The sequence below is a fragment of the Shewanella algidipiscicola genome (assembly GCF_900380485.1).
Classification (GTDB): Bacteria; Pseudomonadota; Gammaproteobacteria; order Enterobacterales; family Shewanellaceae; genus Shewanella; species Shewanella algidipiscicola.
Genome location: NZ_OXJV01000017.1, coordinates 252,322 through 278,000, shown reverse-complemented (window position 1 = coordinate 278,000; position 25,679 = coordinate 252,322). Strand labels below are relative to the sequence as shown.

Sequence of the window (25,679 nt, the reverse complement as noted above, 5' to 3'; positions counted from 1 at the left end):
GCTCCTTAGGTGTTAGCGTTGGCATCGAGTCGGAATTCACCCAAATCTTGACCTTTGTAATCCATCACATGGACAGAACACGCCATACAAGGGTCAAACGAGTGAATAATACGGATCACTTCCAGCGGCTTAGTGGGATCTTCTAGTTGCAATCCGATGAGCGCCGCCTCATAGGGACCCATCTTACCTTCATTATCGACAGGGCCCGCGTTCCACGTGGTAGGCACGACGGCCTGATAATTTTCCACTAAGCCATTTTTAATGCGGATCCAGTGGCTGAGAGCCCCCCGCGGCGCCTCAATCATGGCGTGGCCGACATATTCACGGTCAGGATCCATCTCGGGCTTCACATAGGTGCTTTCATCCACTTGAATGTTTTGGATCAGGGCATCGAAAGTTTTTAAGCCCTCTTCGGCCACAATCAAGGTTTGTAGCATGCGCGCTGCGGTGCGACCAAGGGTGGTAAACAAGGCTTCAACTGGCAGGCCAGTTGCTTCGAGTAAGCCATTAACCGCCTTGACGACCACTTCGTTACCACGTGCGTAACTGACCAACAAACAAGCCAGTGGGCCGACTTCAACGGGTTCACCTTGATAGCGCGGTGATTTGACCCATGAGTATTTACCATCACCGTCGAGGGTGGGCAGTTTGCCATATACTGTGTCGCGTTCAACAAAGCCGGTGTAGTTAGGGATGGTGGTGCCATCATAAGGGTGTTGTGGCCCATCGGCGTCATACCATGCATGGCTGACATCTTCTTTAATCAAGTCGGGGTTGAGGTCGCTGACATTGGCTAAATCGCCATTCATGATCACCCCTTGGTCAAACAGGTATTCGCCATTAGCCAAGATAAAGTCATTGGTCGCCATGAAGTTTTTCACGTTGACTCCACCTAATACACTTGGCTCGTTACCAAAGGCGTCGGCTGCCATGACGATATCGGCGTGATAGGCACGGCGAATAAAGTCGGTTACCGTAGCGTGTTTTTGCTTCCACTCTTGCAGGCGAGCAGGGCTTAACATATCACGTACCGACGTCACACCGCCGACCACTAAGGATTGTGGATGGGGTTGCTTACCACCGAAAATCGCCATCATCTCTGCCGCTACCCGCTGTACTTCAAGTGCTTTTAGGTAGTGCGACAGTGCGATTAGGTTTTGCTCTGGGGTAAACTTATAAGTGCGGTTGCCCCAATAAGCGTTGGCAAAGGGGCCAAGCTTACCGGTTTCGACAAAGCCTTTTACCCGCTCTTGTACTGCTCTAAGTTCACCTTCACCGGCCGCAATTGGTTTATCGGTATATTTGAGAGCCACTTGGGCAGCCGCGGCTGGATCGGCGCTTAATGCCGAGACCACATCGACCCAGTCTAGCCCATGTAAGTGATAGAAATGGACAATATGATCATGCATAAACAGGGATGTCAGCATTAAAGAACGCAGGTATTTGGCATTCAGTGGAATGGTTAATCCAAGTGCATTTTCAACCGCTTCTGTGCCGCAGCGATAATGGGAATAGGTACAGACACCACAGATGCGCTGTACGATGAGGCCAACATCCATGGGGGTGCGCCCTTTGAGGATCACCTCAATACCGCGCCACAAGGTGGATGAGGACCAGGCCTTTTGAACAACATTATTTTCATCAACTTCAACTTCGACGCGTAAATGGCCTTCGATGCGAGTGATGGGGTCGATAACTACACGTTTGCTCATTTAACTAGTCCTCTTTCGAATTGGCAAATACGCTGGCAACTGCATGGGCGCCGATACCAATGGCTGTCGCCCCTAAAATAACGGCTCCGACTGTGTCGGCGGTGGCATCGAGTCCGTGAAGTAACTGTCTGCCTAGAGGCTTCTCAAAATCAGCCATATCATCCCAGAAGTTGGGCTCAGAACAGCCCATACAGCCATGACCAGCCAATACTGGCCAACTAGTGTGATGATTAAATCGCTCGGTAGGGCAGTTATTGTAGGTGTAGGGACCTTTACATCCCACCTTGTATAAACAGAAACCCTCTTTGGCTCCGCTGTCACCAAACTCTTCGACAAATTCACCGGCATCGAAACGGCCACGTCGTTCACAGTTATCATGTACCCGAGCGCCATAGGCCCACTTAGGTCGGTTAAACATATCTAGGGCCGGTAATTGACCAAACATGATGAAATACATCAGTGTACCGACAATGTTTTTCTCACTTGGCGGGCAACCACCTAAGTTAACCACTGTCTTATTGACCACTTGGTCAACCCCTTTTGCGCCCGTTGGATTAGGCGCTGCGGCCTGCACGCCACCAAAGGCTGCACAGGTTCCGACCGAGATAATGGCGGCGGCGCCTTCGGCGGCATGTTTAACAATGTGAAGTCCGGTATGACCTTTACAGCCTACGGTAAGGTAGGCACCATTATTGGCCGTGGGTATCGCCCCTTCAACCGCTAGCAGGTAGTTGCCTTTATAGGCTTCTAAGGCATGCTCGAGGTTCTCTTCTGCTTGCCAGCCAGCAGCGGCCATTAAGGTTTCGTGGTATTCCAATGACACATGGTCAAAGATGAGTGAATCAAGGTTAGGGGTATCGGCGCGTACCAGTGATTCGGAGCAACCGGTACACTCTGCCATATGTAACCAAATCAGTGGCACTCTATCGGCTAGTTCGGCGGCTTCGGCAACTAAGGTGCTAAATGGAAGTGGTAAAGCCAACATTGCAGTTACTGCAGCGCTCCACTTCATGAAGTCTCGGCGTGAAATGCCATGCTCTTCCATTTTGCTTTGCAAAGAATGGGCATGACGGGGTGATAAGCTACGCAACATCTTGAGGCGCGCTTGACCCTGTTGGTATAAGGCGGCATGTGTGTCCATGGTTAACCCTTTGTTGTCATTCTGATGCTGAGGTGTGGTGTATCGATTCGATAACTAAGTTTAGGCCGCAATTTAGGTATATTTGTTGATATGTATCAAGCTTTTGAGATGTTGTGATCGAGTCGATACTTTTCAGTTAATTCGTATGAGGCAGATCATGTTTATTCTCATATTTGGGACAAAAAGTCCCATTTTTTAGTGCTTGTGTGAGCTAGCGCAGATCCGCGTGGCAACTTATGTTATCAGGTCGCCAGTCGTTGGTATTAGCTTGTAATGGTTGACACTTATGCGCACAGACAGGGTGTAATCATGGGTCGTATCAAGCATGGCGCTCTTAAAAGCCCTTTATTAAGCCGCCGTTACATTAAAAGTTAGGCAAAATTTTCGGTTGATATTGCTAACCTTATATACACTTACTATAAGCAATCACATGAATAACTGGACTGTTTTTGTTGATGATAAAAAAGCGGGCTTGCTTAGATCTGCTGATTGTAAGTCAGGCATGAGTCGAGTTATGCGAAGTGATACGCCCTTAGTGACGCAGGCTAGCCATTAAGAGTGATTTATTAATTCATGGGATTGTTACTTAGTGCACACAACCTTAGGAGCTACACTATGGAGTCGATGAAAGTCGTTGATTATATGGACCGTCAACCCGTGTTATTACATCCGGATATGACACTAGCTGCGGCGGTAGAAAAGCTGCTGACACAAAAAAAACTCGGGGCAGCTGTGGTGGATCATGAGGGCAATTTAGTGGGCTTTTTGTCGCAACAAGATTGTTTAGCTGTGATGTTAAAAAGCTCGTACCACTGTGATTTAACAGCTAATGTTAGCGATTGCATGCGCAGTGACGTGTTAAGTGTCACCCAAGACACGCCAATCATCACCCTAGCGGAACAGATGTTACAGGCTAAACCCAAAATCTACCCAGTGGTAGAGCAGGGCAAAGTGGTCGGCATTGTCGATCGTAATGCGGTGCTCAAAGCGATAAACCAGTCGATGCAAGCCTGCTATCTTAAGCCTGCTTAGGCATTATGACTCCTTGCAGCTCGTCGCGTTACTTTAACGGTGCTTGAATTAAAGCAACGCGAGGCTGAGCCTGATCTCCTGCAGAAATGCACCATTTGCCATACCAATAGCGTGCGTTAATTGGTAGGATCGCAGCCTTGTTTTTTCTTTTATGGGTTTTGCATTTGAATTCGCCACTTCACCCCCTGTCTAATGCCTTCTTAAAGCAATGTTATCAAGCGGATGCCTCTAAAATTAGGCGTCGTCTTTTTCGCTTAAATAAGCAAGCCGATTCCGATAAGAAGCGGGATGAATTGGTCAAACTTGAAGCACAGGCGGTTGCCGCTTGGGATAAGGTTGAGCAACGCCGCAGTGGTCGTCCGCAAATAGACTATCCCGAGGCGCTGCCTATCTCGCAAAAACGTGACGAAATAGCGCGGGCAATCGCGGGTCATCAGGTGGTGATTGTTGCGGGTGAAACTGGCTCAGGTAAAACGACGCAGCTGCCTAAAATCTGTTTAGAGCTGGGTCTGGGTTGTCGTGGCCTTATCGGCCATACGCAGCCGCGTCGTCTGGCGGCGCGCAGTGTGGCAAGCCGAGTCGCTGAAGAGCTCAACAGTCCATTAGGTGAAGTGGTGGGCTTTAAGGTGCGCTTTGCCGATGCGATAAAACCCAGCTCGTACATTAAATTGATGACCGATGGTATTTTATTAGCTGAGCTGACGTCCGACAAATGGCTCGACCAATACGACACCATCATTATCGATGAGGCGCACGAGCGCAGCTTGAATATTGATTTCATTTTAGGTTACTTAAAAAATGTGCTGAAAAAGCGCCCCGATCTCAAAGTGATCATCACCTCAGCCACCATAGATGTAGAGCGTTTTTCCCAGCATTTTGATAATGCGCCTGTGATTGAAGTCTCTGGGCGAACCTATCCGGTTGAGACGCGTTATCGTCCTTTAGTGCGCGATCAAGACGAAGATTTAGATTTAACCGAGGGGATATTTGCCGCAGCAGAAGAGCTGATGGCCGAAGGCCCCGGTGATATTTTGATCTTTATGAACGGCGAGCGTGAAATTCGTGATGTGGCCGATCAGCTCAATAAACGCCAGTATCGCGATACTGAGATCTTGCCCTTATACGCACGTCTCTCTTATGGTGAGCAGTCTAAGGTGTTTAAGAGCCACGTTGGCCGGCGTATCGTATTAGCAACCAACGTGGCCGAAACGTCGTTAACCGTGCCCGGCATTAAATACGTGATCGATCCCGGCACCGCCAGAATCAGTCGCTACAGTTACCGCACTAAGGTGCAGCGCCTGCCCATTGAGCCCATCTCGCAGGCCAGCGCCAACCAACGTCTTGGCCGCTGTGGTCGTGTGGCGCCAGGTATCTGTATCCGTTTATATGATGAAACCGATTTTATTAATCGGCCCGAATTTACCGATCCCGAAATTTTACGCACCAACTTGGCGTCGGTTATTCTGCAGATGTTGGCCATTGGCCTTGGGGATATCGAAGGTTTTCCATTTATTCAGCCGCCAGATCCCCGTTACATCCGCGACGGTTTCTTGCTGCTCGAAGAACTGCAGTCGGTTAAAAAACACCAAGGTCAGCTACAGCTGACGCCACTTGGGCGTCAATTGGCATCGATTCCTGTGGACCCCCGTTTAGCACGCATGGTCGTGCAGGCCAACGAGTATGGCTGTTTGCATGAGGTGCTGGTCATCGCCGCAGGCTTGTCGATACAAGATCCCCGTGAGCGACCGATGGACAAAAAGCAGGCGGCGGACGAAGCCCATCGTCGCTTTAATGACAAACATTCAGATTTTGTGGGCTGGGTTAACTTGTGGAATCATGTCAAAACCGAGCAAAAAACCTTATCAGCTAGCCAGTTCCGTAAGCTGTGTAAGCAGGAGTTTTTAGCTTACCTGCGAGTACGAGAGTGGCAAGACTTGTATGTTCAGCTGCGTCAAGCGGTGCATGATCTTAAATGGAAACTCAACAGCGAACCGGCCGAGTATCAACCCCTGCATCAAGCACTGTTAACCGGTTTGCTGAGCCATATCGGCTTTAAAGATAAAGACAACGAATATGTCGGCGCCCGTAACCGTAAGTTTTTTGTGTTTCCAGGCTCTCCTTTAGCCAAGAAAGGCCCTAAGTGGATCATGGCCGCCGAGATGACCGAAACCTCGCGCCTCTTTGCTCGCTGCTGCGCCAAAATTGAGCCTGAATGGATTGAACCCTTAGCTGGCCATTTAATTAAGAAAAGCTATGTTGAGCCCCATTTTGAGGCCAAGCAGGGCAGTGTGGTGGCCTTGGAAAACCAGCAGCTTTATGGCCTGACCATAGTCAATCGTCGCCGGGTGCAATATGGGCCGATAGATCCTGTTGAGGCGCGTGATATTTTTATTCGCAGCGCCTTAGCTGACGGAGAGCTGCGGACCAATGAAGCGTTTTTCGTCAAAAATCGTCAGCTGCTGGAAGACATTGAGTCGTTAGAGCACAAGTCGCGTCGGCGCGATATTTTGGTCGATGAACAGGCTCTGGTGGATTTTTACCAGAGCCGCATTCCCGCTGGCATTTATAACGCGCCCAAATTACTCAGTTGGTGGAAGCAGGAGAAAAAGGTCAATCCCGATCTCTTAGACTTTGAACGTTCACAGCTGATGAAACGCAGCGATGAGCATATCTCGGCGCTGGATTTTCCCGACCATTGGCATCAAGGCAATTTAACCCTCTGCCTAAGTTACCATTTTGAACCTGCCGATGTTGATGATGGCGTCTCGGTGCATATTCCGGTGGCGTTATTAAATCAGATAGACAGTAACGGTTTTGACTGGCTGGTGCCGGGCTTGCGAGAAGAGAAGTGCATCGCGCTGATAAAGTCTTTGCCTAAAACCTTAAGGCGTAACTTTGTGCCCGCTCCCGATTATGCCAGAGCCTGCTTACAGGCGATGACATCGACCGAGCTGAGCCTGCTCGAGGCCATGTGCAAACAGTTACTGCGCATGAGCGGGGTGCGTGTCTCAATCGATGATTTTGATCTGTCGCAGTTACCTGCGCATTTGTTGATTAATTTTAAGGTCGAAGATGACCGCGGTAAGCTCATTGCCCAAGGCCGCAACCTAGAGGATCTCAAGACTCAGCTGCAAGGCCAAGTCAGCCAAGCGATTCGCAATGTGGCCGACACGGGTATTGAGCAGCAAGCGTTGACCGAGTGGAGTTTTGGCGACCTGCCCAAGCAGTATCAGCAACGCAAAGGGAATTTTGAAGTCAAGGCGTTTCCAGCGCTGGTGGATGATAAAACCAGTGTCTCTATCGCCTTATTTGATGATGAAAATGAGGCCCAGCGCGCCCATCGCAGTGGTCTGCAGCGCTTGTTGCTGCTTAACATGCCGTCGCCTGTGAAACATCTGCAACAAACCTTGCCCAATAAAGCCAAGTTGGCGATGTATTTTAATCCTTTCGGTCAGGTTAATGAGCTGATCGATGATATTTTATCGGCGGCAGTGCAGCAGTTACTGGACGAAAAAGGGCTGGATATTCGTAGCGCCGCGCAATTTGAACAGGCTAAAGAGTGGGTGCGCCAAGAGCTTAACCCCACAGCGGCCAAGATAGCCTTGCAGGTGGAAGAGATTTTAACCTTGTATCAAAAGGTGAAAAAACGCCTTAAGGGTAAAATTAGCTTCGATATCGCCTTTGCCATGAGTGATATTCAAGCGCAGCTCGACAAGTTGGTTTACAAAGGATTTGTTGAGCAGTGTGGCTGGCAACGATTAACCGATTTAGTTCGTTATATCAAAGCGATAGATAATCGTCTCGACAAGTTGCCGGTCGATCCCAATCGCGATCGTTTGCACCTGCAAAGCATTAATAATGTGCAGCAATTACTCGAGCAACAACTGGCTAAGGTACCGCGAAGTGCGGCTATTCCTCAGGCGCTGCAAGATGCCCGCTGGATGATAGAAGAGTACCGAGTGTCCTGTTTTGCTCAGGTGCTGGGTACTGCTTATCCCATTTCAGAGAAGCGGATTATTAATCGTATTAACGAAGCGTAAAATAGACAAGAGTCGATAAAAGCACCTTTTAAAGGTGCTTTTTTTTTGTTTATAAATAATTCCAAAGCTGGGGTGAAAGCGTTGGAGGAGCCTGGATTGCTGGTGGTTTGCCATCAATTGTCTGCTTCTGTCGCCAATTCATATTGAGGTCTAGACTAGGGTGTGTTCACTTATTAACCAAAACGAAACCTGAAATAGATGATCTAGGGCCTGTTGATCTTTCAAGGTTGTTTTTGCAGCGAATTGCTGGGTATTTATACAAGGCAGAAGCTTTGTAGTGTAGTTATTCTACATAAAAAGCTGAGAACGCAGTAAAAATACCCAACAAACGCTGCCCGAAGGGTTCGGCTAAAAACGTTTTACTCTTTGTTAAGTGAATTTTGCTTAGATGACTAGGCTGCAATCCACTCGCCTCGATTAAAACGTTTTTGTCTAGAACAAAATTCAACCAGCAAAGATCAACAGGCCCTAGTTATTATTTCAAGATAAAAGGTGATCTATATCAAAGATGCTTATAGTTTACCGCTTTAGAGGTATACATAGTGATATGCAATTGTTGTTAGCTTGTTAGTGGTGGGTTTCGTGAGACATTGTCTTAATAAATTGAATTATGTTTGCGTCACTGGGTTTTATTAGCGTCGACATGGTTCGTTGGAGGATGTATGGGTTCCTTATCTAAGGATGAGAAAAGCTTAGAACTTAAAATATTTATTTTTATCACAGTGTTCCTTGCTCCGTTGTTATCTGTGTTACTAGTTTCTGGATTAGGGTTTGCGATTTGGTTTAGCCAGATATTGACCGGACCACCAGGTGCAGGCTGATTCAGTATATAAAAACAATCAATGGGAGAGGGTATCGATGGACAAAGAACTGCATGTTACAAGCTTGGTGGTTCAAGTCAAACCTAGGCAAATGTTCAACGTTAGGCAAGCCATTTTAACAATGGAGAAAACCGAGTTATCTGTTAATGATGAGACCAAGCTGGTGGTGGTTTTAGAGGGAGAGACTCAACAAGAATTACTGGCAAATATTGCAGCCATTAATGGCATTGAGGGCGTCCTGTCGGCAGCGATGGTTTACCATCAAAGTGAAGTGCTTAAAGAGGATGAAAAATGAAGATGAATAGACGCGAATTTATGAAGGCCAATGCGGCGATGACCGCAGCAACCGTTGCCGGATTAGCACTGCCGACAGCAGCCAGTAATTTAATCACGAGTTCAGAACAGACCAAACTCGAATGGAACAAGGCACCCTGTCGTTTTTGTGGGACGGGCTGCTCTGTCATCGTGGGGACGCGCGATGGCAAGGTGGTTGCGACGCATGGTGATGCCAAAAGTGAAGTCAATCGCGGATTGAACTGCATTAAAGGATATTTTCTATCGAAAATCATGTACGGCAAAGATAGATTACAGGTCCCTATGCTACGTATGACGAATGGTCAATATGACAAACACGGTGAATTTACCCCAGTAAGCTGGGATACCGCATTCGACACCATGGCAGAAAAATGGAAGAAAACCATTAAAGAGAAAGGGCCGACTGCTGTGGGTATGTTTGGCTCTGGTCAGTGGACCGTGTGGGAAGGCTATGCCGCCTCTAAGTTGATGAAAGCCGGTTTCGGTTCAAACAATATTGATCCCAATGCCCGCCACTGTATGGCATCTGCCGTAGGTGGCTTTATGCGTACCTTTGGCATCGATGAACCTATGGGCTGTTACGACGACATGGAGGCTGCCGATGCTTTCGTGTTGTGGGGGTCTAATATGGCTGAGATGCATCCTATTTTGTGGACACGAGTGACAGACCGTCGCTTAAGTGCGCCTCATGTAAAAGTCGCGGTATTATCCACATTCGAACACCGCTCTTTCGATTTAGCCGATCTGCCCATTGTATTTACACCGCAAACTGACTTGGCGATGCTTAACTTTATTGCCAACTATATTATTCAAAACGATAAGGTCAATTGGGATTTCGTCAATAAGCATGTCAATTTCCGCAAAGGTGAAACTGACATTGGCTATGGATTACGTGCTAGCCATCCATTACAACAAAAGGCCAAAAACGTCAAAACAGCGGGTGACTCGACGCCCATAGATTTCGAGGCATTCAAAGCTTTTGTGGCCGATTATGATGTGGTCTCTGTCAGCAAACTCTCTGGCGTACCCGAGCATAAACTGATTGAACTGGCGGAGTTGTATGCCGATCCAGATAGAAAAGTAACCTCTTTCTGGACCATGGGCTTTAACCAACATACTCGTGGGGTGTGGTGTAACAATCTGATTTATAACATTCATTTATTAGTCGGCAAAATCTCAACACCTGGGAATAGTCCTTTTTCACTCACAGGGCAGCCTTCTGCCTGTGGGACAGCGCGCGAGGTGGGAACATTTTCGCATCGCCTACCGGCCGATCTAGTGGTGAATAATCCTGAACATAGAAAAATAGCCGAAACAATTTGGCGCATTCCCGACGGCATTATTCCACCTAAGCCGGGTTATCATGCGGTGGAGCAGAACCGTCGCCTCAAGGACGGTGACTTGAATGTTTATTGGGTACAAGTCAATAACAATATGCAGGCGGGCCCCAACATCAATGAGGAAGGCTTACCAGGTTATCGCAACCCCGAAAACTTCATTGTGGTATCTGATGCTTATCCGACGGTGACCACTCAGGCAGCAGATCTTATCTTACCGACGGCGATGTGGGTTGAGAAAGAGGGCGCGTATGGTAACGCAGAGCGCCGTACCCAGTTTTGGCATCAGATGGTAAGCGCCCCAGGTGAATCGCATTCTGATTTATGGCAACTGGTGGAGTTTTCTAAACGCTTTACCACCGACGAAGTGTGGCCTGAGGCGGTATTAGCTCAAAACCCTCAATACAAGGGAAAGACGCTGTTTGAAGTGCTGTACCAAAACGGTAATGTTGACAAGTTTCCATTGGAACAGGTTGACCCTAAGTACCTCAATGACGAAGCGGCGCATTTTGGTTTTTATCTCCAGAAAGGTCTCTTCGAAGAGTACGCCACTTTTGGTCGCGGACATGGGCATGATTTAGCCGATTTCGATACATACCATCAAGTCCACGGCTTACGTTGGCCTGTGGTCAATGGGCAAGAGACGAAGTGGCGTTTTCGTGAAGGCAGTGATCCTTATGTCAAGGTAGGAAGTGGCTTTGAGTTTTATGGTAAACCAGATGGCAAGGCAGTGATTTTCGCCTTACCCTATGAACCCGCCGCAGAGTCTCCCGATGAAGAGTATGACATCTGGTTATCGACAGGGCGAGTACTGGAACATTGGCATTCAGGTTCAATGACTCAACGTGTCCCGGAGTTGTATCGTGCCTTTCCTGATGCGGTCTGTTTTATGCACCCTGACGATGCTAAAAAACGCGGTTTGCGCCGTGGTGATGAAGTGAAAGTGATTTCACGCCGTGGTGAAATTAAGACCCGTGTTGAAACACGTGGCCGTAATAAGCCCCCGATTGGATTAGTGTTTGTCCCTTGGTTCGATGCCAGTCAGTTGATTAATAAAGTGACTCTCGATGCGACAGATCCATTATCAAAGCAGACTGACTTTAAAAAGTGTGCCGTTAAAGTGGTTAAAGCATAGGGGAAGCATCATGAAATCAGCAAAAAAAGTAACCTTAATCGCAATGGTTGGTGTAAGTGTGGTGATGTCGCTGGGCGTCCATGCGGCCAGTGTACCGGATGAAAAAGTTGCCACATTACGTCAGGCGCCGATTAACGTGGAACCCACGCCGCCAGCGATGCAAAGAGTAAGCAATACAGACATTAAACAAGTGCGTAATTATCCGATGCAACCACCGGTGATCCCGCACAAGATTGATGGTTATCAACTCGACTTGAAAGTGAACAAGTGTATGTCATGCCATGCGCGCAAGCGCACGGGGGAATCACAAGCGCCGATGGTGAGCGTGACTCACTATATGGACAGGGAAAATAATTTTTTAGCCACCTTGTCCCCAAGGCGGTATTTCTGTACCCAATGTCATGTGCCTCAACTTGAAGCTAAGTTGCTAGTCGAAAATGACTTTGTCGATATGGATCACTTGATTGCCCCTAAAACAAAAGCAGAGCACTAGGAGCCGAGATGATAGCTAAATTACACGCTAGCCTAAAAAAGGTGTGGGCAGTGTTAAGGAAGCCAAGTGTGCATTACAGCTTAGGTTTTCTGACCATAGGTGGCTTTGTTGCAGGGGTTATATTTTGGGGGGGCTTTAACACAGTACTGGAAGCGACCAACCAAGAGGCTTTTTGCATCAGTTGCCATGAAATGGAAAATAATGTCTATGAAGAGTTAAAAACCACCATACACTTTACCAACCGCAGTGGGGTACGTGCCACTTGTCCTGATTGTCATGTACCACATAATTGGACCGATAAAATTGCCCGAAAAATGCAAGCATCGAAAGAGGTGTGGGGGAAGATATTTGGCACTATTAATACCCGTGAAAAATTTGAGGGAAAACGCCGCGAGTTAGCTGAGCATGAATGGGAAAGATTAAAAGCCAATGACTCTTTAGAATGTCGTAACTGTCATAACTTCGATTATATGGATTTTACTCGCCAATCGCCTCGAGCGGCGCAGATGCACTCAACCTCTCTGGCCAGTGGTGAAAAAACCTGTATCGATTGTCACAAGGGCATCGCCCATCACTTACCGGATATGCGAGGTGTCCAAGGGTTCTAATCCGTAAACTGTCTCCACCCAAAACGCCAGCCTTCATCTCGCTGGCGTTTTTATAGGGTGCAAGTAGGGTTTAGCGTAGCTGCTGGCGGCGATTAAGGGCAATAAGTTTATCTAGAATGCGCTCACCATCCATACGAATACCATTGTGTTCATATTCAGAGGTGAGCCAATAGGTTAGGTTACCCACCTGAGCTGCGGTTTCTAAGCTGTAGGTCATCTCGACAAACATATCTTCGCTGTAAATGGCTGCGGCGACCGGCACCTGATTGCGCGCTAAAATATTAACATCGTATAGCATGGGCCAATCGGCTTTTTCGGCTAACAGGTGCGCGGCATGTTTGAGCGGTTTAAGGTTAGTAAATTGCTCAAAAAACCATGGGTATACCATTTCGCCAGTAAATAAAAATGGACTATCGGCACGGTAGTTAAACTGTTCGAATTGGCCTCGTACGCGCTGCGCCGCCCAGTTTGATGCGTGCTGCTGGCAGTAGATGCTCTCGTGCAACAAGGCAAAAATCGGGTTGGTATTAAAGTCGAGTAACTGGCAAAAATGGGCTAAAAACAGCGGATTCATCTGCAGGCCTTGGTCGCTCTCCATCAAGGCTTGCTCTAACAGATAATATACCGCTTCTGGGCCTTGCTCCATGCCAATATTGATCCCCAGCAGTTGCAACATTTCTACCGTAAGTCGCTCGCCAGTGGCGATACGCACCTCATGGGTACTGATATATTGTGCGAGGTTTTGTATTAATGGCTGCGCGTCGGGAAAGCGCGCGAAAAAGTCGCTATTTTTGCGTTGCACTCTTTGATAGGTGGCTTGATAGACCTCATCACAGCGGCGAGTGAGCGAGGGAATTCCGCCGGTGATGTAGGCTTCTTCGAGGCCATGGGGGGCATCGTTAAGGTATTTTAGGACACAAAAGCCGCCAAAACTTTGCCCAAGAATACTCCACTTTTTACCCGGACAAAGCTGCTGACGTATCGCTTCAGCATCGGCAATGATACTATCGGCGCGAAAATGGCTAAGGTACTCGGCTTGAGCGGTAGCGTCTAAATGGCTCAGCGACACAGCGTTAACGGGTGACGACAGCCCGGTACCGCGTTGGTCGAGGAGTAACACCCGATATTCTTGCAAGGCTCTTTTTATCCAGCCGCTGTTTGCGACAGGCCTTACGGCGCCAAATCCTGGGCCACCTTGAAAAAACACTAGATAAGGCAGTGTTTTATCGCTGTGGCTGGGTGAGACGAGTTCGCGAGCAAACACACTGATGCGCGGCCCATTGGGCTGTTGGTGATCCAATGGCAGCATAAAGGTGTGTTTAATGGATTGGATCCCAGACAGTATTTGGCAATTGCTCATGTGTATCCTTTTGATTTTCAGTGGATGTAGCCCGCAAGAATTGTATATAAAAACAATAGCGTGGCATAGATTATCCTAGATCAATATATTGATAACCGATATTAGTTAAAACTGACGTGTTATCCTAATCTATGCTTAATTGAAAGAGTGGAAGTAGCAGATGAAATATCAAATTGTGCCGGTCACACCTTTTCAGCAAAACTGCAGTATTATTTGGTGTGAAAAAACCAAGTCAGCTGCAGTTGTCGATCCCGGTGGCGATATCGCTCGTATCGAGCAGCAATTGGCTCATCATGGTTTAACGATAACGAAAATCTTGTTAACCCATGGTCATATCGATCATGTTGGCGGTGCAAAAGCGCTCAGTGAAGCCACTGGCGTCGATATTATTGGCCCTCATAAAGACGATGAATTTTGGTTGACTTCGTTAGCGGAGCAGAGCAAACATTTTGGTTTTTTACCGGCACAGCCTTTTGTCCCCAACAGATACCTTGCGGCGGGCGATACCATCTCGGTTGGCGAACAAACATTGCAAGTCTTGCATTGCCCCGGACATACGCCTGGGCATATTGTGTTTTTTAATCAGCAAGCGAAGTTGGCGTGGGTGGGCGATGTGCTGTTTAAAGGCTCTATTGGTCGCACCGATTTTCCGCAGTCAAACCATCAACAGTTAGTCGAGTCGATAACCCAAAATTTATGGCCATTAGGCCGCGATGTGACCTTTATTCCGGGCCATGGACCTATCTCTAATTTTGGCGCCGAGCGCGAGCAAAACCCTTTCGTTGCCGATCAGCTATTAGCCTAACCTTTTCATACTGGCCTCAGCCTTGCCATCAGTCGCCATCGTTTCATGACGAGTGGCGACTTAGTGTGCCGTTGATTTTGACATAACAATAATGTGAGTTTGCTTATCTGTGCTTTGTTAGGGTAGGTTGTAACCTGCAGTGGATTGTAACGCGTCACACGCAGGAGGCTGACGGCAATGTCACATCATATTGAAGATCTAGTGAACAGCTGGCAAGCGGCGCCCGATGACGACTGGGTGCTGGTAGTGATCACTCGGGTTGAAGGTTCGGCCTATCGTAAAGTGGGTGCCATGATGCTGATCCACTCTCTGGGCAAGAGCGTTGGGGTGATCAGTGGTGGCTGTTTAGAGGCTGATTTAAAACGTTACGCCCAAAAAGCATTACAAACTCAGCAAGCGCTGAGTGTCTGTTACGATGCCAGCGACGAGTCTGACGCCAGCTATCAACTGGGTTGTGGCGGCGTGGTGCACTTGATGCTAATTCCCCTGTGCCGTGAAAATCACTACCTTAATTTCCCCACCCTGAGTCAGGCGTTAAAGTTGGGAGGGCGGTGCTATTACCAGTTCAGCTTGTGTCATTCGAGGGCGCCGCAAGGGGCGATAACCACAGCGGTATGGGCCAGTCAGGCACAAATTGATAAACAAGCGCTTAGCCTACAGTTGAGTGACTTTAACCGAGCGGGGATTCATCAGAGTGAACAGGCTACCTTAGTGATCCCGCTGCGCAGTCGTTACCGTATTGCCATTTTTGGCGGCGGTCTGGACGCCCAGCCAGTGTGTCGTATCGCCATGGAGCTAGGGTGGCAGGTTGATGTGGTCGATGAACGCACCAGTTATGCGCGTAGTCATGATTTCGTCGGTGCCCGCGTGCTTAAGCTGCCCATCGAGGCGCTAGATGCGTCATTTTGGCACGGCCTCGATGGGGCGATTATTATGCACCACAATTTATCCCTCGACGCTAAGGCCTTGGCTTCGCTACATACCAATGGCGTAAATATCGCCTATATTGCCCTGCTTGGTCCTGGGCATAGGCGCGATCGCGTGCTGGCGTTAGCCGAGCTCACCTCTGATGCGATTAAACCATTTTTTTCGGCGCCGGCAGGCTTGGCCTTAGGCGGAGAGCTGCCCGCATCGATTGCGCTGAGCATCTTGTCTGAGTGTCATGGGGTGTTGCATCAGGCCAAACTTGGAGCGTTGCAAGAGGTGATGTTATGACGCAGACAACTCAATCGCCATTCCAAACTCAGTCGCCATTACAGATGATCGCCTTGCTGGCCGCAGGCGGGAGCCGCCGTTTTGGTGGGGCCAAATTAGCCACGCCCATTAAGGCTGACAACTCAATTGATGACTCACAAACGGGCCACAAACAGACACTTCTTGGGGTCGTGTATGGGCGTTTGTCTCAGGTTGCCAGCCATGTGGGCGCACAGTTAGTGGTGGTGGTCGGTGGGCATCGTGAGGCGGTGATCGACGGTTTACCTGCCGATGCCAAGGTATTGGATAACCGTCACTGGCAACAAGGGATGGCCAGCTCCATTGGCGTTGCGACTGAGTATGCGCAGGCAAGGGGCGCCGAGTCGTTAATGATCACCTTGGGCGATCAGCTTGGCTTACAAGTTACCGATTACTTAACCCTGTATGGCGCCCGCGCGCAAGCCTGTACCCGTGTTAGCGCCTATTATGCCTCGGCCCCTGCGGTGCCCGCGATATTTCATCGTGATGACTATACTGCATTACTCACATTAAAAGGGGATAGGGGGGCCAAGGCGCTGCTTAGACGCCGGTATCAAGAGGGCAAACTGATTGCCGCAAGCTTACCTCGTGCCGAACTTGATATCGATACCCAAGAGCAACTGTATGATTTTTATAAGATATAGGTGCTCAGTACCTGTTTAACTAGTCGAACACCCTGTAGTCGTTGTCGGGGTTATCAAGGAGAAATAAGATGTCCAAGAATTCATTAGGACTCAAGATTAACGGCAAAGATTACACCTTGGATGCCGACCCCAATATGCCTGTGCTGTGGGCCATACGCGATATTGTTGGGCTCACTGGTACTAAATTTGGTTGCGGTGCAGGCTTATGTGGCGCCTGTACTGTCCATGTCGATGGTCAACCTCAACGTGCCTGTTTAACCAGCCTAAAACAGGTACAAGGTAAGCAGGTCACCACCATCGAAGGCTTGACATTTGAGCCGTTAAAACGGGCCTGGCGTGAGCATAATGTGCCTCAATGTGGTTATTGCCAAGCGGGGCAGTTGATGTCGGCTGCGGCCTTGTTAACTCAGACGGCGCAACCGACAGAGCGCCAAATCGATGAGGCGATGGCAGGTAACCTGTGTCGCTGTGGTACCTATACGCGCATTAAGGCGGCGATTCAAACGGCATCGGGTCAAAAAGTCAGCCAAACCGACGCCCGTAGCGAGTCTGAGCAGGAGGCACAAGCATGAGTCAATTCACTGCAGTACAAAATTTTAGTCGCCGCGACGTATTAAAGCTGTTTGGTGTTGCCGGAGGCGGATTAGCCTTAGGAGCCAGTGGCGTAAGTTGGAGCCCGATGGCGCTTGCACAGCAAGGCACGTCAGAGTCTCGGCTTAATCTGTTTATCGCTATCGGTGAAGATAATCAGGTGTATTTAACGTGTCATCGCTCAGAAATGGGTCAGGGGATCAGAACCGGGATCCCGCAAGTGTTGGCCGATGAGTTGGGTGCTAAATGGGATAATGTGGTGGTGGTACAAGGGCTGGCGGATGAGCGTTACGGCAGCCAAAATACCGATGGATCGCGCAGTATTCGCCGTGGTTTCGATAAGATGCGTGAGATGGGCGCGATGGCTCGTACCATGCTAGAACAAGCTGGTGCAGAGCGCCTCAAGGTGCCCACCTCTGAGCTAATCTGCATTGACAATGAGGTGGTGCATTCTGTCTCTGGTCGACGCCTGAGTTTTGGTGAGCTCGCCTTAGCGGCCGCTGCGCTGCCCTTGCCCGATCCTGCTAGCTTAACGCTGAAATCGGCGGGGCAGTACACCCATATTGGTAAATCTCATGGGATTGTCGATATGGAGGATATTCTCACTGGCCAAGCAGAATTTGGTTACGATGTGCAGCTTGATGGGATGCTATATGCCAGCATTACACGCCCCCCCGTGGCGGGCAGCGTCCTAAATCATCTGGATGACACTCTGGCGCGTGCCACCGCTGGCGTGGTCGATGTGATCACCTTGCCAGCGCCTATAGGTGCGCCGAGTTTCCAACCCCTAGGCGGCGTGGCGGTTGTTGCAACCAATAGCTGGAGCGCCATCGAAGGGCGCAAACAACTGAGTATCCGTTGGGGGAAATCGCCTAATGACGCGCATGACTCACAGCAGTATTTAGCCGAGCTCAGTGAGCGGGTGAAGCAACCGGGCAAAGTGGTACGCCAACAAGGGCCTGTCAATACTGATTGGCCAAAAGAGCAGACCATCAGTGCTCTCTATACCGTGCCTTATCTGGCCCATGCTATGATGGAGCCCCCGACAGCCACCGCCAGAATGACTGCCGATGGTGTTGAGTTGTGGGCATCGACTCAGACCCCGCAAAGTGCGCAGCAAACCGTGGCTAATGCGCTGGGGCTCAAAGTTGAGCAGGTGATCATTCATGTGACCTTGCTCGGTGGGGGATTTGGGCGTAAGTCGAAACCCGATTTTTGTGTCGAGGCCGCCTTATTAGCCAAACAAACTGGTAAGCCGGTGAAGGTCAGTTGGAGCCGCGAAGATGAGCTGCAAAACGGTTATCTGCATGCCATTAGCGCCCAGTATTTTAAAGGCAAAGTGGGGGCCGATGGCGTCGAAGCCATACTGCAACGCAGTGGTTTCCCGAGCATCAGTTCTACCTTTAATGCCAGTGTTGATGAGCCTAGCGCCTCAGAATTGGACATGGGCTTTGTCGATGTGCCGCTGAGTATCAACAGCTTACGCTGCGAGTCGGTAAAAGCGCAGGCTCATACACGTATCGGGTGGCTGCGCTCGGTGTGTAATATTCAGCACGGGTTTGGCATTGGCTCATTTGTCGATGAATTGGCACATAAACGCGGCCTACCCACAGTGCAAATGTGGCGCGAACTGCTTGGCAGCGATAGGCACGAAACCTTTGAAAACCAAGGGTTCACCTATGGTAACTATGGTGACTCTCTGAGTCGCCATCCTGTGGATACGGCGCGCTTTAAAGGGGTGATCGATGCGGTCGAACAGGCCATGGCTCGTCAACCTAAGCTCACGTCGGGTCAAGGGTGGGGGTTTGCCGTGCACCGCAGCTTTACCGCGTTTGTCGCCACTGCCACCTTGGTTGAGGTGACGGATAATAAACTCAAGGTGCTTAAGTCGATTATTGCTATCGATGCCGGTACCTTAGTTAACCCAGATCGCGTTCGCTCTCAGCTTGAAGGGGCGGTGATGTTTGGTTTGACCCTCGCCTTAATGGGGCAAATCAGCTTTAAAGCGGGGCGGGTAGAGCAGTCTAATTTTCATGATTACCCATTGTTACGTATGTCACAGTGCCCTGATATTGAGACAATCATCATCGCCTCGGATGCCGTGCCTGCTGGGGTGGGTGAGCCAGGCGTACCACCGGTGGCGCCAAGTGTCGTTAATGCTATTTTTGCTGCGACGGGCAAACGTATTCGGCAGTTGCCAATTAACGCCCATATGTCGGTGTAATGTGATGTCAATAAACTGCTCCAGGTTAATTGGCATGACGTAAGCGCAACCTAAACTATGCCCCGTTATACGTGAGAGCGGGTTGCTTAAGTGTTACTTGGGCACATCAGCATGCTGTGCCCAAGTGATTTTAGTGTAATTGTTTAAAGATTTGTCATTAAAATCGATAGTCGATGTTGATCGCCTCTTGAGTGTTGCATCACTTTTGTTATGGGTGTTAATATCGCCGCCATCTTACCTCCCTTGATTTTAGGTGCGCTCAGCCGTTTGGCATCATGCTGTTTTGACTTTGCGGGTATGCAACAGCTAACACCATCTTGAGCATGGCGTTAAGCCTCACAAGCTAAGGTGGCTTGGCAGGTGTGTTCCCTAAAGCCTAACGCATCGTCGATGTCACATTTTCTTCCGCTATCCATACAGTAAAATCTTGCCTAGCCGATATAAATCTTCGACATCGTCAAGACTTCAGCTGCTAATGCGGAAAACGTTAGTCTGTGAAATAGCTAGAGGCTCACCTCGTCGTATAAAAATAAGTGGACTCCCATGAAAGCAATCGAATTTAGAAAGATAGATGCATTAATGATTAAGTTAAGCCTCAATGGTAAATTTGGGGTGGTGTGCGCTATGGTCAGCCTCATTACCTTAAGTATCGCCTTGCTTAATCTCAATCAACTCACCCAATACGCCGACAGCAGCTCTGTCGCACGGGCGCAGGCCAGTCTCGATGCCTATGCCAATATCGCGAAATCACAACAACTCACTGAATCAACACTTGCGCAGTTTGCCACGCAGCACGGATTGAGCTTAGCCAGTCGCGCCGTCAATACGCGTCAGGGCGATAATGTCACCGTCAGCGCCCCAATTGCAGGTCAATTTTTACAGACGAGCACCAATGTGGCTCAGTGGGAAAAAGAGATTAAGGGCGATGCGTGGTGGATGTTTTGGTTGGCGTTGATTGGCTTATATCCTTTGTATCAACTCAGTTACTGGATCTCGACATCCCTTGGGGCCGGCTTATGGGACATGTATGCTGCCATCAAGCGTTTAGCCGATGGTGATTTATCATTTAGGCTTAACTTTTTCGGTACCGATGACTTCAGTCTGATCGCCCGCGAAATCGATCGCAGCGCCGACAATATGAGTGAAATGGTCACTGCCATTGGTAATAATGCGGCCACGCTTGCCAATGCCGCCGATGAATTTAATCAACAAGCGCAGCAAAATGATGAACTGGCTAAATTTCAGCGGCAGTTTCTCGACACTGTGGCGGTGGCGATGGATCAAATGACTGCTGCCATTAGTGAAGTATCTCAAAATGCAGCCAATGCCTCAGATCATACTAAACAAAATGCCGATGCGGCGGCCGACAGTAAATTACGCATCGGTGAGGCGATGGCGCGTATTGGCCAGCTCAGCGAGCAAATCGCCTCGGCGTCTAGCGCGGTAGATACACTGTCAACCAATGCCAGCGAGATTGGCGCTGTGGTTACCACTATTAACGGCATTTCCGAGCAGACCAACTTATTGGCATTAAATGCGGCCATTGAGGCGGCGCGTGCGGGTGAGCAAGGCCGCGGTTTTGCCGTGGTGGCAGATGAGGTGAGAACCTTAGCCGGCCGCACTCAGCAGGCGACGGTTGAAATTCAATCTATGATTGAAGGCTTGCAAACGGGATCTGGTCAGTTGGCCAGCATTACTAATGAGATTGTTGAGCAGGCCGAACTTGGCCGCAGAGCCATAGAAACTGTGGGCGTTGATATTGATAATATGGCTGATTCAACCGATCATGTTTTTGATATGAATTCACAAATTGCGGCGTCAGCCGAGCAGCAAAGTGTGTCGGCCCGTGATATTGGCGGCCAGTTAAATGATATTCGCCAGCAGTCGCAAACCATTAAAGAAACCGCCGAACGCTCAGTGGTTCTGGCCACCTCACTTAAGCAGTCATCGACTGAACTTGAGGGGATTTTAAGCCAATATCGTTTGAGTTAATGCCGCTAATTAGGCTGTAAGCGGTGACGTACAGAATAAAAAGCAGTACAAAAAAGGTTCAATGACGTCTTGTTAAGACGATATTGAACCTTTTTTAAATGGGGTACTTTACTGGTGCTGCGCTTAATGACTCAATTTGCTAAGCAGTCCGTTACCCCTTTGGCTCCCTCTAATTCCCTTTTACTTACTTTAAGTTGCGCTAACAGCGTGGCATCTCAACAATATGCGTTTCGCTCGGGCGTATGACAAGCCCCCCTGTTGGCACAAATGAGCGTGAGATAAACGGCGAATTTCTCATCAGCTTATCTCATCAGCTCTTGAAAGCGCTGGTTATTTAAAGGTGCTCCAAATTGGCGCATGATCCGACGGCTTTTCGATAGCGCGCAGTTTGTAGTCGACATCAGATTCGATTAAGCGCTCAGCCAGTGATGGCGTGGCTAAAATCACGTCGATACGCAGACCGCGGTTATCATCAAACCCCTTGCTGCGATAATCAAACCATGAATAGCGTTCACAGCGAGTGGGGTGTAATTGCCGGAATGTATCAACTAGACCCCAATCGAGTAGCGTGTTGAGCCATTGACGCTCTTCTGGTTGAAAACTGCACTTACCGGTTTTTAACCAACGTTTAGCGTTCACCTCACCGATACCAATATCCAAATCGATGGGAGAAATATTGATATCCCCTATGATGGCGATATCATCTCCAGGATGACAATGGGTATTGAGATAGTGCATTAAATCTTGATAAAACTTACGTTTAGCGGGGTATTTCGTTTCATGGCTGATGTTTTCGCCCTGAGGGAAATAGCCATTTATCACGGTTAACGGTCTGCCATTGTCTTGCTCAAAAGTGGCGATGATCATGCGGCGCTGAGCATCGTCCTCGTCGGTAGGAAAGCCTTTTTGTACACTGAGCGGCTCGCGCTTAGACAGCATGGCTACCCCATAGTGTGCTTTGCCACCGTGGTAGTGCACCTTGTAGCCCATAGCTTCGACGTCTGCGAGCGGAAACGCTTCATCATGGACCTTAGTCTCCTGTAAGCCGATAATATCGGGGGCATGGCTATCGATCAGGGCTTGAAGCTGGTGCAGTCTTGCCCTGAGGCCATTGATGTTAAATGATACGATTTTCAATGTGTTTGATCCTGTAAATGCTATGGCAATACGTGTTTAAACGGTTTGACGATGACATTGGCATAGACACCTGCGGCTACGTATGGGTCTTGATCTGCCCAGGCTTGTGCGGCTTCCAATGAGTCAAACTCTGCCACGACGAGTGAGCCAGTAAAACCAGCCTCACCCGGGTTTTCATTATCGATAGCGGGATGGGGACCGGCCAGCATCAGCCGACCTTCGTCGGATAGCTCTTGTAGCCGCGCCACATGTGCAGGACGCACTGATAAGCGTTTTTCTAAACTATTTTCAATATCTTGAGATGAGATCATATACCACATTATTTGAGTTCCTTTTTATGTTCTTCTGGCATGTGTTTATAGAGATAGACCACAGTAACTACAGTGTTAAGTAGGGTAAGTGCCGTAAGGCCAAACACTTTAAAGTTAACCCAAGTCTCTTGAGGTAGGCTAAAGGCGACATAAATATTCAGTAGAGCACAGCCCACAAAAAACAGCACCCAATACCAAGTAACGTGTGCCCATATGTTATCGGCGACAACCAACTCTTTGCCCAGCATGCTCTTTAAAATAGGCTTATTAATGAATTGACTGACAGCCAAAGCGAGTGCAAAGAGAGCATATACCACGGTCACTTTCCATTTGATAAAGGCATCATCATGAAAGACTAAGGTTAATGTGCCGAAAAAACTGACCATGGCGAAGGTGATAAGGTGCATCTTTTCAATTTTTTTGTACATCAGATAGGTGACGATCAATTGTAACGCCGTTGCCGCTATCAGGGCGCCGCTGGCGATATAGATATCGAAAAATTTGTACACTGCGAAGAAGATCACTAATGGCAAAAAGTCGAGCAGTTGTTTCATAAGTTTGGTTTCAATGAGTCAATAAACAGATTGGCCGAAGTGTAGCACGCATGCTAAGTGTGAAAAAGATATCCACTGGGCAGAGGCGGCTAATTGCGATGAATTTAAATTAATCGGCTCAAGCAAGCCTTTATCTGGCATGCGCGCTCATGTTGGCTGGCAGCAGAGGCGATACCATTGGCTGTGGTCATTCCTCAAACTGCAACTGCAATGAATGCAGTTCGAGTTGGAAATCTCCCGCCTGCTTGTCGCTGATTAAGATCCCCACGGCGCTCAGTTGGTTAAAGTCGGGCTTGGGGCGCGTTGGGTAGTCGCGGCCACGAAAGGTTTCGATAAATTGCTGCGGGGTAAATTGCCATTGCTGTGGCGTCCCGTTTAAGGGGGTAAAACCTGCCTTATAGGTAGTTTGGGCCATACCATTACCCGTTTTGATCCGCAGTTGATAGCGCTTACCGTCACCTTTTGCCGTAAGAGTCATGCGGATTGCGGCGCTTTTTTGCGCCACAAGGGCGGCGGATGATGTGTCTTTACCCTTCAGTTGCCGGGGCGTTATCGGCTGGTTGATGGAGGCAAATCCGCCATTGTTTTCCAGTGAAACCGTGCCAAAAAAAAGCAAGGTGTCGCCATGATTATTTATTCGACTGCTTGAGCGTCCGCCCATCACGCCGTCATTAACTATGCTCCACTGCTGTTGTGGCGCGTCAGCGAGATTCAGTAGTTCGATACTGTACATGTGAGCTCCTGCGCTGGCAGTGGCGTAAATATCATCGGCGGGGACATCAGCAGTGTTCATTTAATTACGCGCACAGCGAAATTAATGGCATGGCTTGCAACAACTGCTGTAAATCGCGGTACACAAAACGTGCCTGGTGTTGATAGGCTTTGTGCTCGTCAAAGGTCAACAGCACCGATTGCATGCCAGCGCGATTAGCCGCATCGACGTCATAATGATGGTCACCGACAAAGGCAATTTTATCCGCCGCTAGCCCCCATAGGGTTGCCACTTGTATAAGACTGGTGGGATCAGGTTTGGCTGGGCCATCTTCGCGGCTTAGAATAAGGTCAATGGGAAGATTGTTTTGCTCCACTTTTTGCAGCGCCGCCGCTTTACTGTTGCGGGTGACAATTGCCATAGGGATCTGCTGCATTAACAGGAAATCCAATAAGGCCTCGGTGCCATTGAGCAGTCGCGCTTGCTGCGCATCAAGCTGCTCCGCTTGTTCAATAATGCGTTGGGCTTGGGCCGCTTGTACAGCAGGTAGCTTGGCAATAAAATGCAAAATATCTTGCTCGACTGGGCACTGAATCGCTTGACGTAATGCACTAAAATTCAAATTAGAACTGACTAACGTGCCATCTAAATCGAAAATAACGCCTTGAAAGCTATGAGTGAAACGTTGCATCTTAATTCCTTATTTGACCTCATTGGCCAGCTTATTCAGTTTCTGGATAAAGGCAGCTAACTTGGCGTCGCTTGGGTAGTCGAGCAAATATTTCCCATGAAATAACAAGGTCAGAGTAACCTGATTATATTTCAGGTAGGCGGTATACCCGTCATAATCGCTCCAAGCCAGCATCTCTTCATAACAGTAACTGTTGTCGTCACTCTCAGTGTTTAGCTGTTGGGTATTTGCCTGCTGTGAGTCTTGGGCTTTAGTGCCTTTATCGATCACCAGCGCATAGACTCGTAGCGCTTGGGTCATATTAATGGCGTGATTCATTGGGCGTCCATTTAACTGCAGTATTGAGTTAGAGGGATAATTCAATACTGGTTTTGTTATCGTGTTGGGGCGTCACGCCAATCATCTCATCATAGGCGGTATAAAGTTCAAAAGTGGCTTTACACACCCCCATCTGTTTCAACTGCACTTTGGCTTGCTCCAGAGACTGATATTGCATCGGGCTGAGATCGTCATAGGTTAACTGATAAAAATTACCTTGGGGATCTTCGCCGCCAACAAGGTAGTGGGTGGCATCGGCGGTGTTAATGATGGTGGGTGAAAGGTGCTTTGCTTTAAAGAGTTCAATCAGTTCATCTTGCGTCATGTCTAACTCCCGAGACCATAATGGTCATGGTATTACGCGAGCCCGATATCAATCGATCACTTATCGACAGTCGCTTCGTTGCTTTATGTTAAAGCACAGGCAATAGCCCACGTCTGTTGCATTATAGTCGTCATCAGAGGTGAATAAT

At 48.8% G+C, this 25,679-nt stretch carries 23 protein-coding genes; 13 read left to right on the top strand and 10 right to left on the bottom strand.

The features are described 5' to 3' along the window. Positions 1-5: 5 nt before the first annotated feature. Positions 6-1,712: a nickel-dependent hydrogenase large subunit gene (gene hyaB / locus DN599_RS13415; protein ID WP_110458095.1), complete on the bottom strand. Its 1,707-nt coding sequence runs from the start codon at positions 1,710-1,712 to the stop codon at positions 6-8. A 4-nt stretch (positions 1,713-1,716) separates the two neighbouring features. After that, complete coding sequence (hyaA, locus tag DN599_RS13410) at positions 1,717-2,853, bottom strand: nickel-dependent hydrogenase small subunit (protein WP_110458094.1); 1,137 nt, start codon at positions 2,851-2,853, stop codon at positions 1,717-1,719. A gap of 615 nt (positions 2,854-3,468) precedes the next feature. Here hyaA and DN599_RS13405 point away from each other — a divergent pair. The 7 genes from DN599_RS13405 (at position 3,469) to DN599_RS13370 (ending at position 12,634) form a co-directional block, all read left to right on the top strand. After that, positions 3,469-3,885, top strand: a complete 417-nt coding sequence (locus tag DN599_RS13405) for a CBS domain-containing protein (RefSeq protein WP_110458093.1) — start codon at positions 3,469-3,471, stop codon at positions 3,883-3,885. 164 nt (positions 3,886-4,049) lie between these two features. Then, the gene (gene hrpA, locus DN599_RS13400; protein WP_204165131.1) at positions 4,050-7,925 is read left to right on the top strand and encodes an ATP-dependent RNA helicase HrpA; all 3,876 of its coding nucleotides are present in this window, start codon (positions 4,050-4,052) and stop codon (positions 7,923-7,925) included. A gap of 662 nt (positions 7,926-8,587) precedes the next feature. Continuing rightward, the gene (locus DN599_RS13390; RefSeq protein WP_110458092.1) at positions 8,588-8,746 is read left to right on the top strand and encodes a nitrate reductase; all 159 of its coding nucleotides are present in this window, start codon (positions 8,588-8,590) and stop codon (positions 8,744-8,746) included. 37 nt (positions 8,747-8,783) lie between these two features. Further along, positions 8,784-9,041, top strand: coding sequence for a chaperone NapD (locus DN599_RS13385; RefSeq protein WP_110458091.1), 258 nt, complete (start codon positions 8,784-8,786; stop codon positions 9,039-9,041). Positions 9,042-9,043: 2 nt separating this feature from the next. Then, on the top strand, positions 9,044-11,533 hold the full coding sequence (gene napA / locus DN599_RS13380) for a nitrate reductase catalytic subunit NapA (RefSeq protein WP_110458182.1): 2,490 nt from the start codon (positions 9,044-9,046) through the stop codon (positions 11,531-11,533). A 43-nt stretch (positions 11,534-11,576) separates the two neighbouring features. Beyond that, positions 11,577-12,026, top strand: coding sequence for a nitrate reductase cytochrome c-type subunit (locus DN599_RS13375; RefSeq protein WP_420820874.1), 450 nt, complete (start codon positions 11,577-11,579; stop codon positions 12,024-12,026). Positions 12,027-12,034: 8 nt separating this feature from the next. Then, the gene (locus tag DN599_RS13370; RefSeq protein ID WP_110458089.1) at positions 12,035-12,634 is read left to right on the top strand and encodes a cytochrome c3 family protein; all 600 of its coding nucleotides are present in this window, start codon (positions 12,035-12,037) and stop codon (positions 12,632-12,634) included. Positions 12,635-12,704: 70 nt separating this feature from the next. Here the strand turns inward: DN599_RS13370 and DN599_RS13365 are convergent, their stop codons facing one another. Beyond that, on the bottom strand, positions 12,705-13,994 hold the full coding sequence (locus tag DN599_RS13365) for an alpha/beta fold hydrolase (protein ID WP_110458088.1): 1,290 nt from the start codon (positions 13,992-13,994) through the stop codon (positions 12,705-12,707). Between the two features lie 160 nt (positions 13,995-14,154). Here DN599_RS13365 and DN599_RS13360 point away from each other — a divergent pair, with 160 nt between their 5' ends. From DN599_RS13360 to DN599_RS13335, 6 genes are all read left to right on the top strand, one after another. Further along, a complete protein-coding gene (locus DN599_RS13360) occupies positions 14,155-14,799 on the top strand; it encodes an MBL fold metallo-hydrolase (protein ID WP_110458087.1) in 645 nt (214 codons plus the stop codon). Positions 14,800-14,976: 177 nt separating this feature from the next. Continuing rightward, positions 14,977-16,014 carry an XdhC family protein gene (locus DN599_RS13355; protein ID WP_110458086.1) on the top strand — a complete coding sequence of 346 codons (1,038 nt, stop codon included), beginning with the start codon at positions 14,977-14,979 and terminating at the stop codon, positions 16,012-16,014. Further along, on the top strand, positions 16,011-16,676 hold the full coding sequence (locus tag DN599_RS13350) for a nucleotidyltransferase family protein (RefSeq protein ID WP_110458085.1): 666 nt from the start codon (positions 16,011-16,013) through the stop codon (positions 16,674-16,676). Before DN599_RS13355 ends, DN599_RS13350 begins: the two co-directional genes overlap by 4 nt. A gap of 68 nt (positions 16,677-16,744) precedes the next feature. Then, positions 16,745-17,248 carry a (2Fe-2S)-binding protein gene (locus tag DN599_RS13345; protein ID WP_110458084.1) on the top strand — a complete coding sequence of 168 codons (504 nt, stop codon included), beginning with the start codon at positions 16,745-16,747 and terminating at the stop codon, positions 17,246-17,248. Beyond that, positions 17,245-19,491: a xanthine dehydrogenase family protein molybdopterin-binding subunit gene (locus tag DN599_RS13340; protein ID WP_110458083.1), complete on the top strand. Its 2,247-nt coding sequence runs from the start codon at positions 17,245-17,247 to the stop codon at positions 19,489-19,491. The genes DN599_RS13345 and DN599_RS13340 overlap by 4 nt, the downstream gene beginning before the upstream one ends. Positions 19,492-20,034: 543 nt before the next feature. After that, complete coding sequence (locus DN599_RS13335) at positions 20,035-21,483, top strand: methyl-accepting chemotaxis protein (RefSeq protein WP_110458082.1); 1,449 nt, start codon at positions 20,035-20,037, stop codon at positions 21,481-21,483. A gap of 330 nt (positions 21,484-21,813) precedes the next feature. Here the strand turns inward: DN599_RS13335 and xthA are convergent, their stop codons facing one another. The 7 genes from xthA to DN599_RS13300 form a co-directional block, all read right to left on the bottom strand. Continuing rightward, the gene (gene xthA / locus DN599_RS13330) at positions 21,814-22,620 is read right to left on the bottom strand and encodes an exodeoxyribonuclease III (protein WP_110458081.1); all 807 of its coding nucleotides are present in this window, start codon (positions 22,618-22,620) and stop codon (positions 21,814-21,816) included. Between the two features lie 20 nt (positions 22,621-22,640). Continuing rightward, positions 22,641-22,940, bottom strand: a complete 300-nt coding sequence (locus tag DN599_RS13325) for a YciI family protein (protein ID WP_110458080.1) — start codon at positions 22,938-22,940, stop codon at positions 22,641-22,643. Beyond that, positions 22,940-23,485 carry a septation protein A gene (locus DN599_RS13320; protein ID WP_110458079.1) on the bottom strand — a complete coding sequence of 182 codons (546 nt, stop codon included), beginning with the start codon at positions 23,483-23,485 and terminating at the stop codon, positions 22,940-22,942. Before DN599_RS13320 ends, DN599_RS13325 begins: the two co-directional genes overlap by 1 nt. Positions 23,486-23,672: 187 nt before the next feature. Further along, the gene (locus DN599_RS13315) at positions 23,673-24,278 is read right to left on the bottom strand and encodes a CIA30 family protein (protein ID WP_110458078.1); all 606 of its coding nucleotides are present in this window, start codon (positions 24,276-24,278) and stop codon (positions 23,673-23,675) included. A 4-nt stretch (positions 24,279-24,282) separates the two neighbouring features. Continuing rightward, complete coding sequence (locus DN599_RS13310) at positions 24,283-24,888, bottom strand: HAD family hydrolase (protein ID WP_110458077.1); 606 nt, start codon at positions 24,886-24,888, stop codon at positions 24,283-24,285. A gap of 9 nt (positions 24,889-24,897) precedes the next feature. Beyond that, positions 24,898-25,206, bottom strand: coding sequence for a DUF3081 family protein (locus DN599_RS13305; protein WP_110458076.1), 309 nt, complete (start codon positions 25,204-25,206; stop codon positions 24,898-24,900). Between the two features lie 28 nt (positions 25,207-25,234). Further along, complete coding sequence (locus DN599_RS13300; protein WP_110458075.1) at positions 25,235-25,531, bottom strand: DUF6482 family protein; 297 nt, start codon at positions 25,529-25,531, stop codon at positions 25,235-25,237. Between the last annotated feature and the right edge of the window lie 148 nt (positions 25,532-25,679).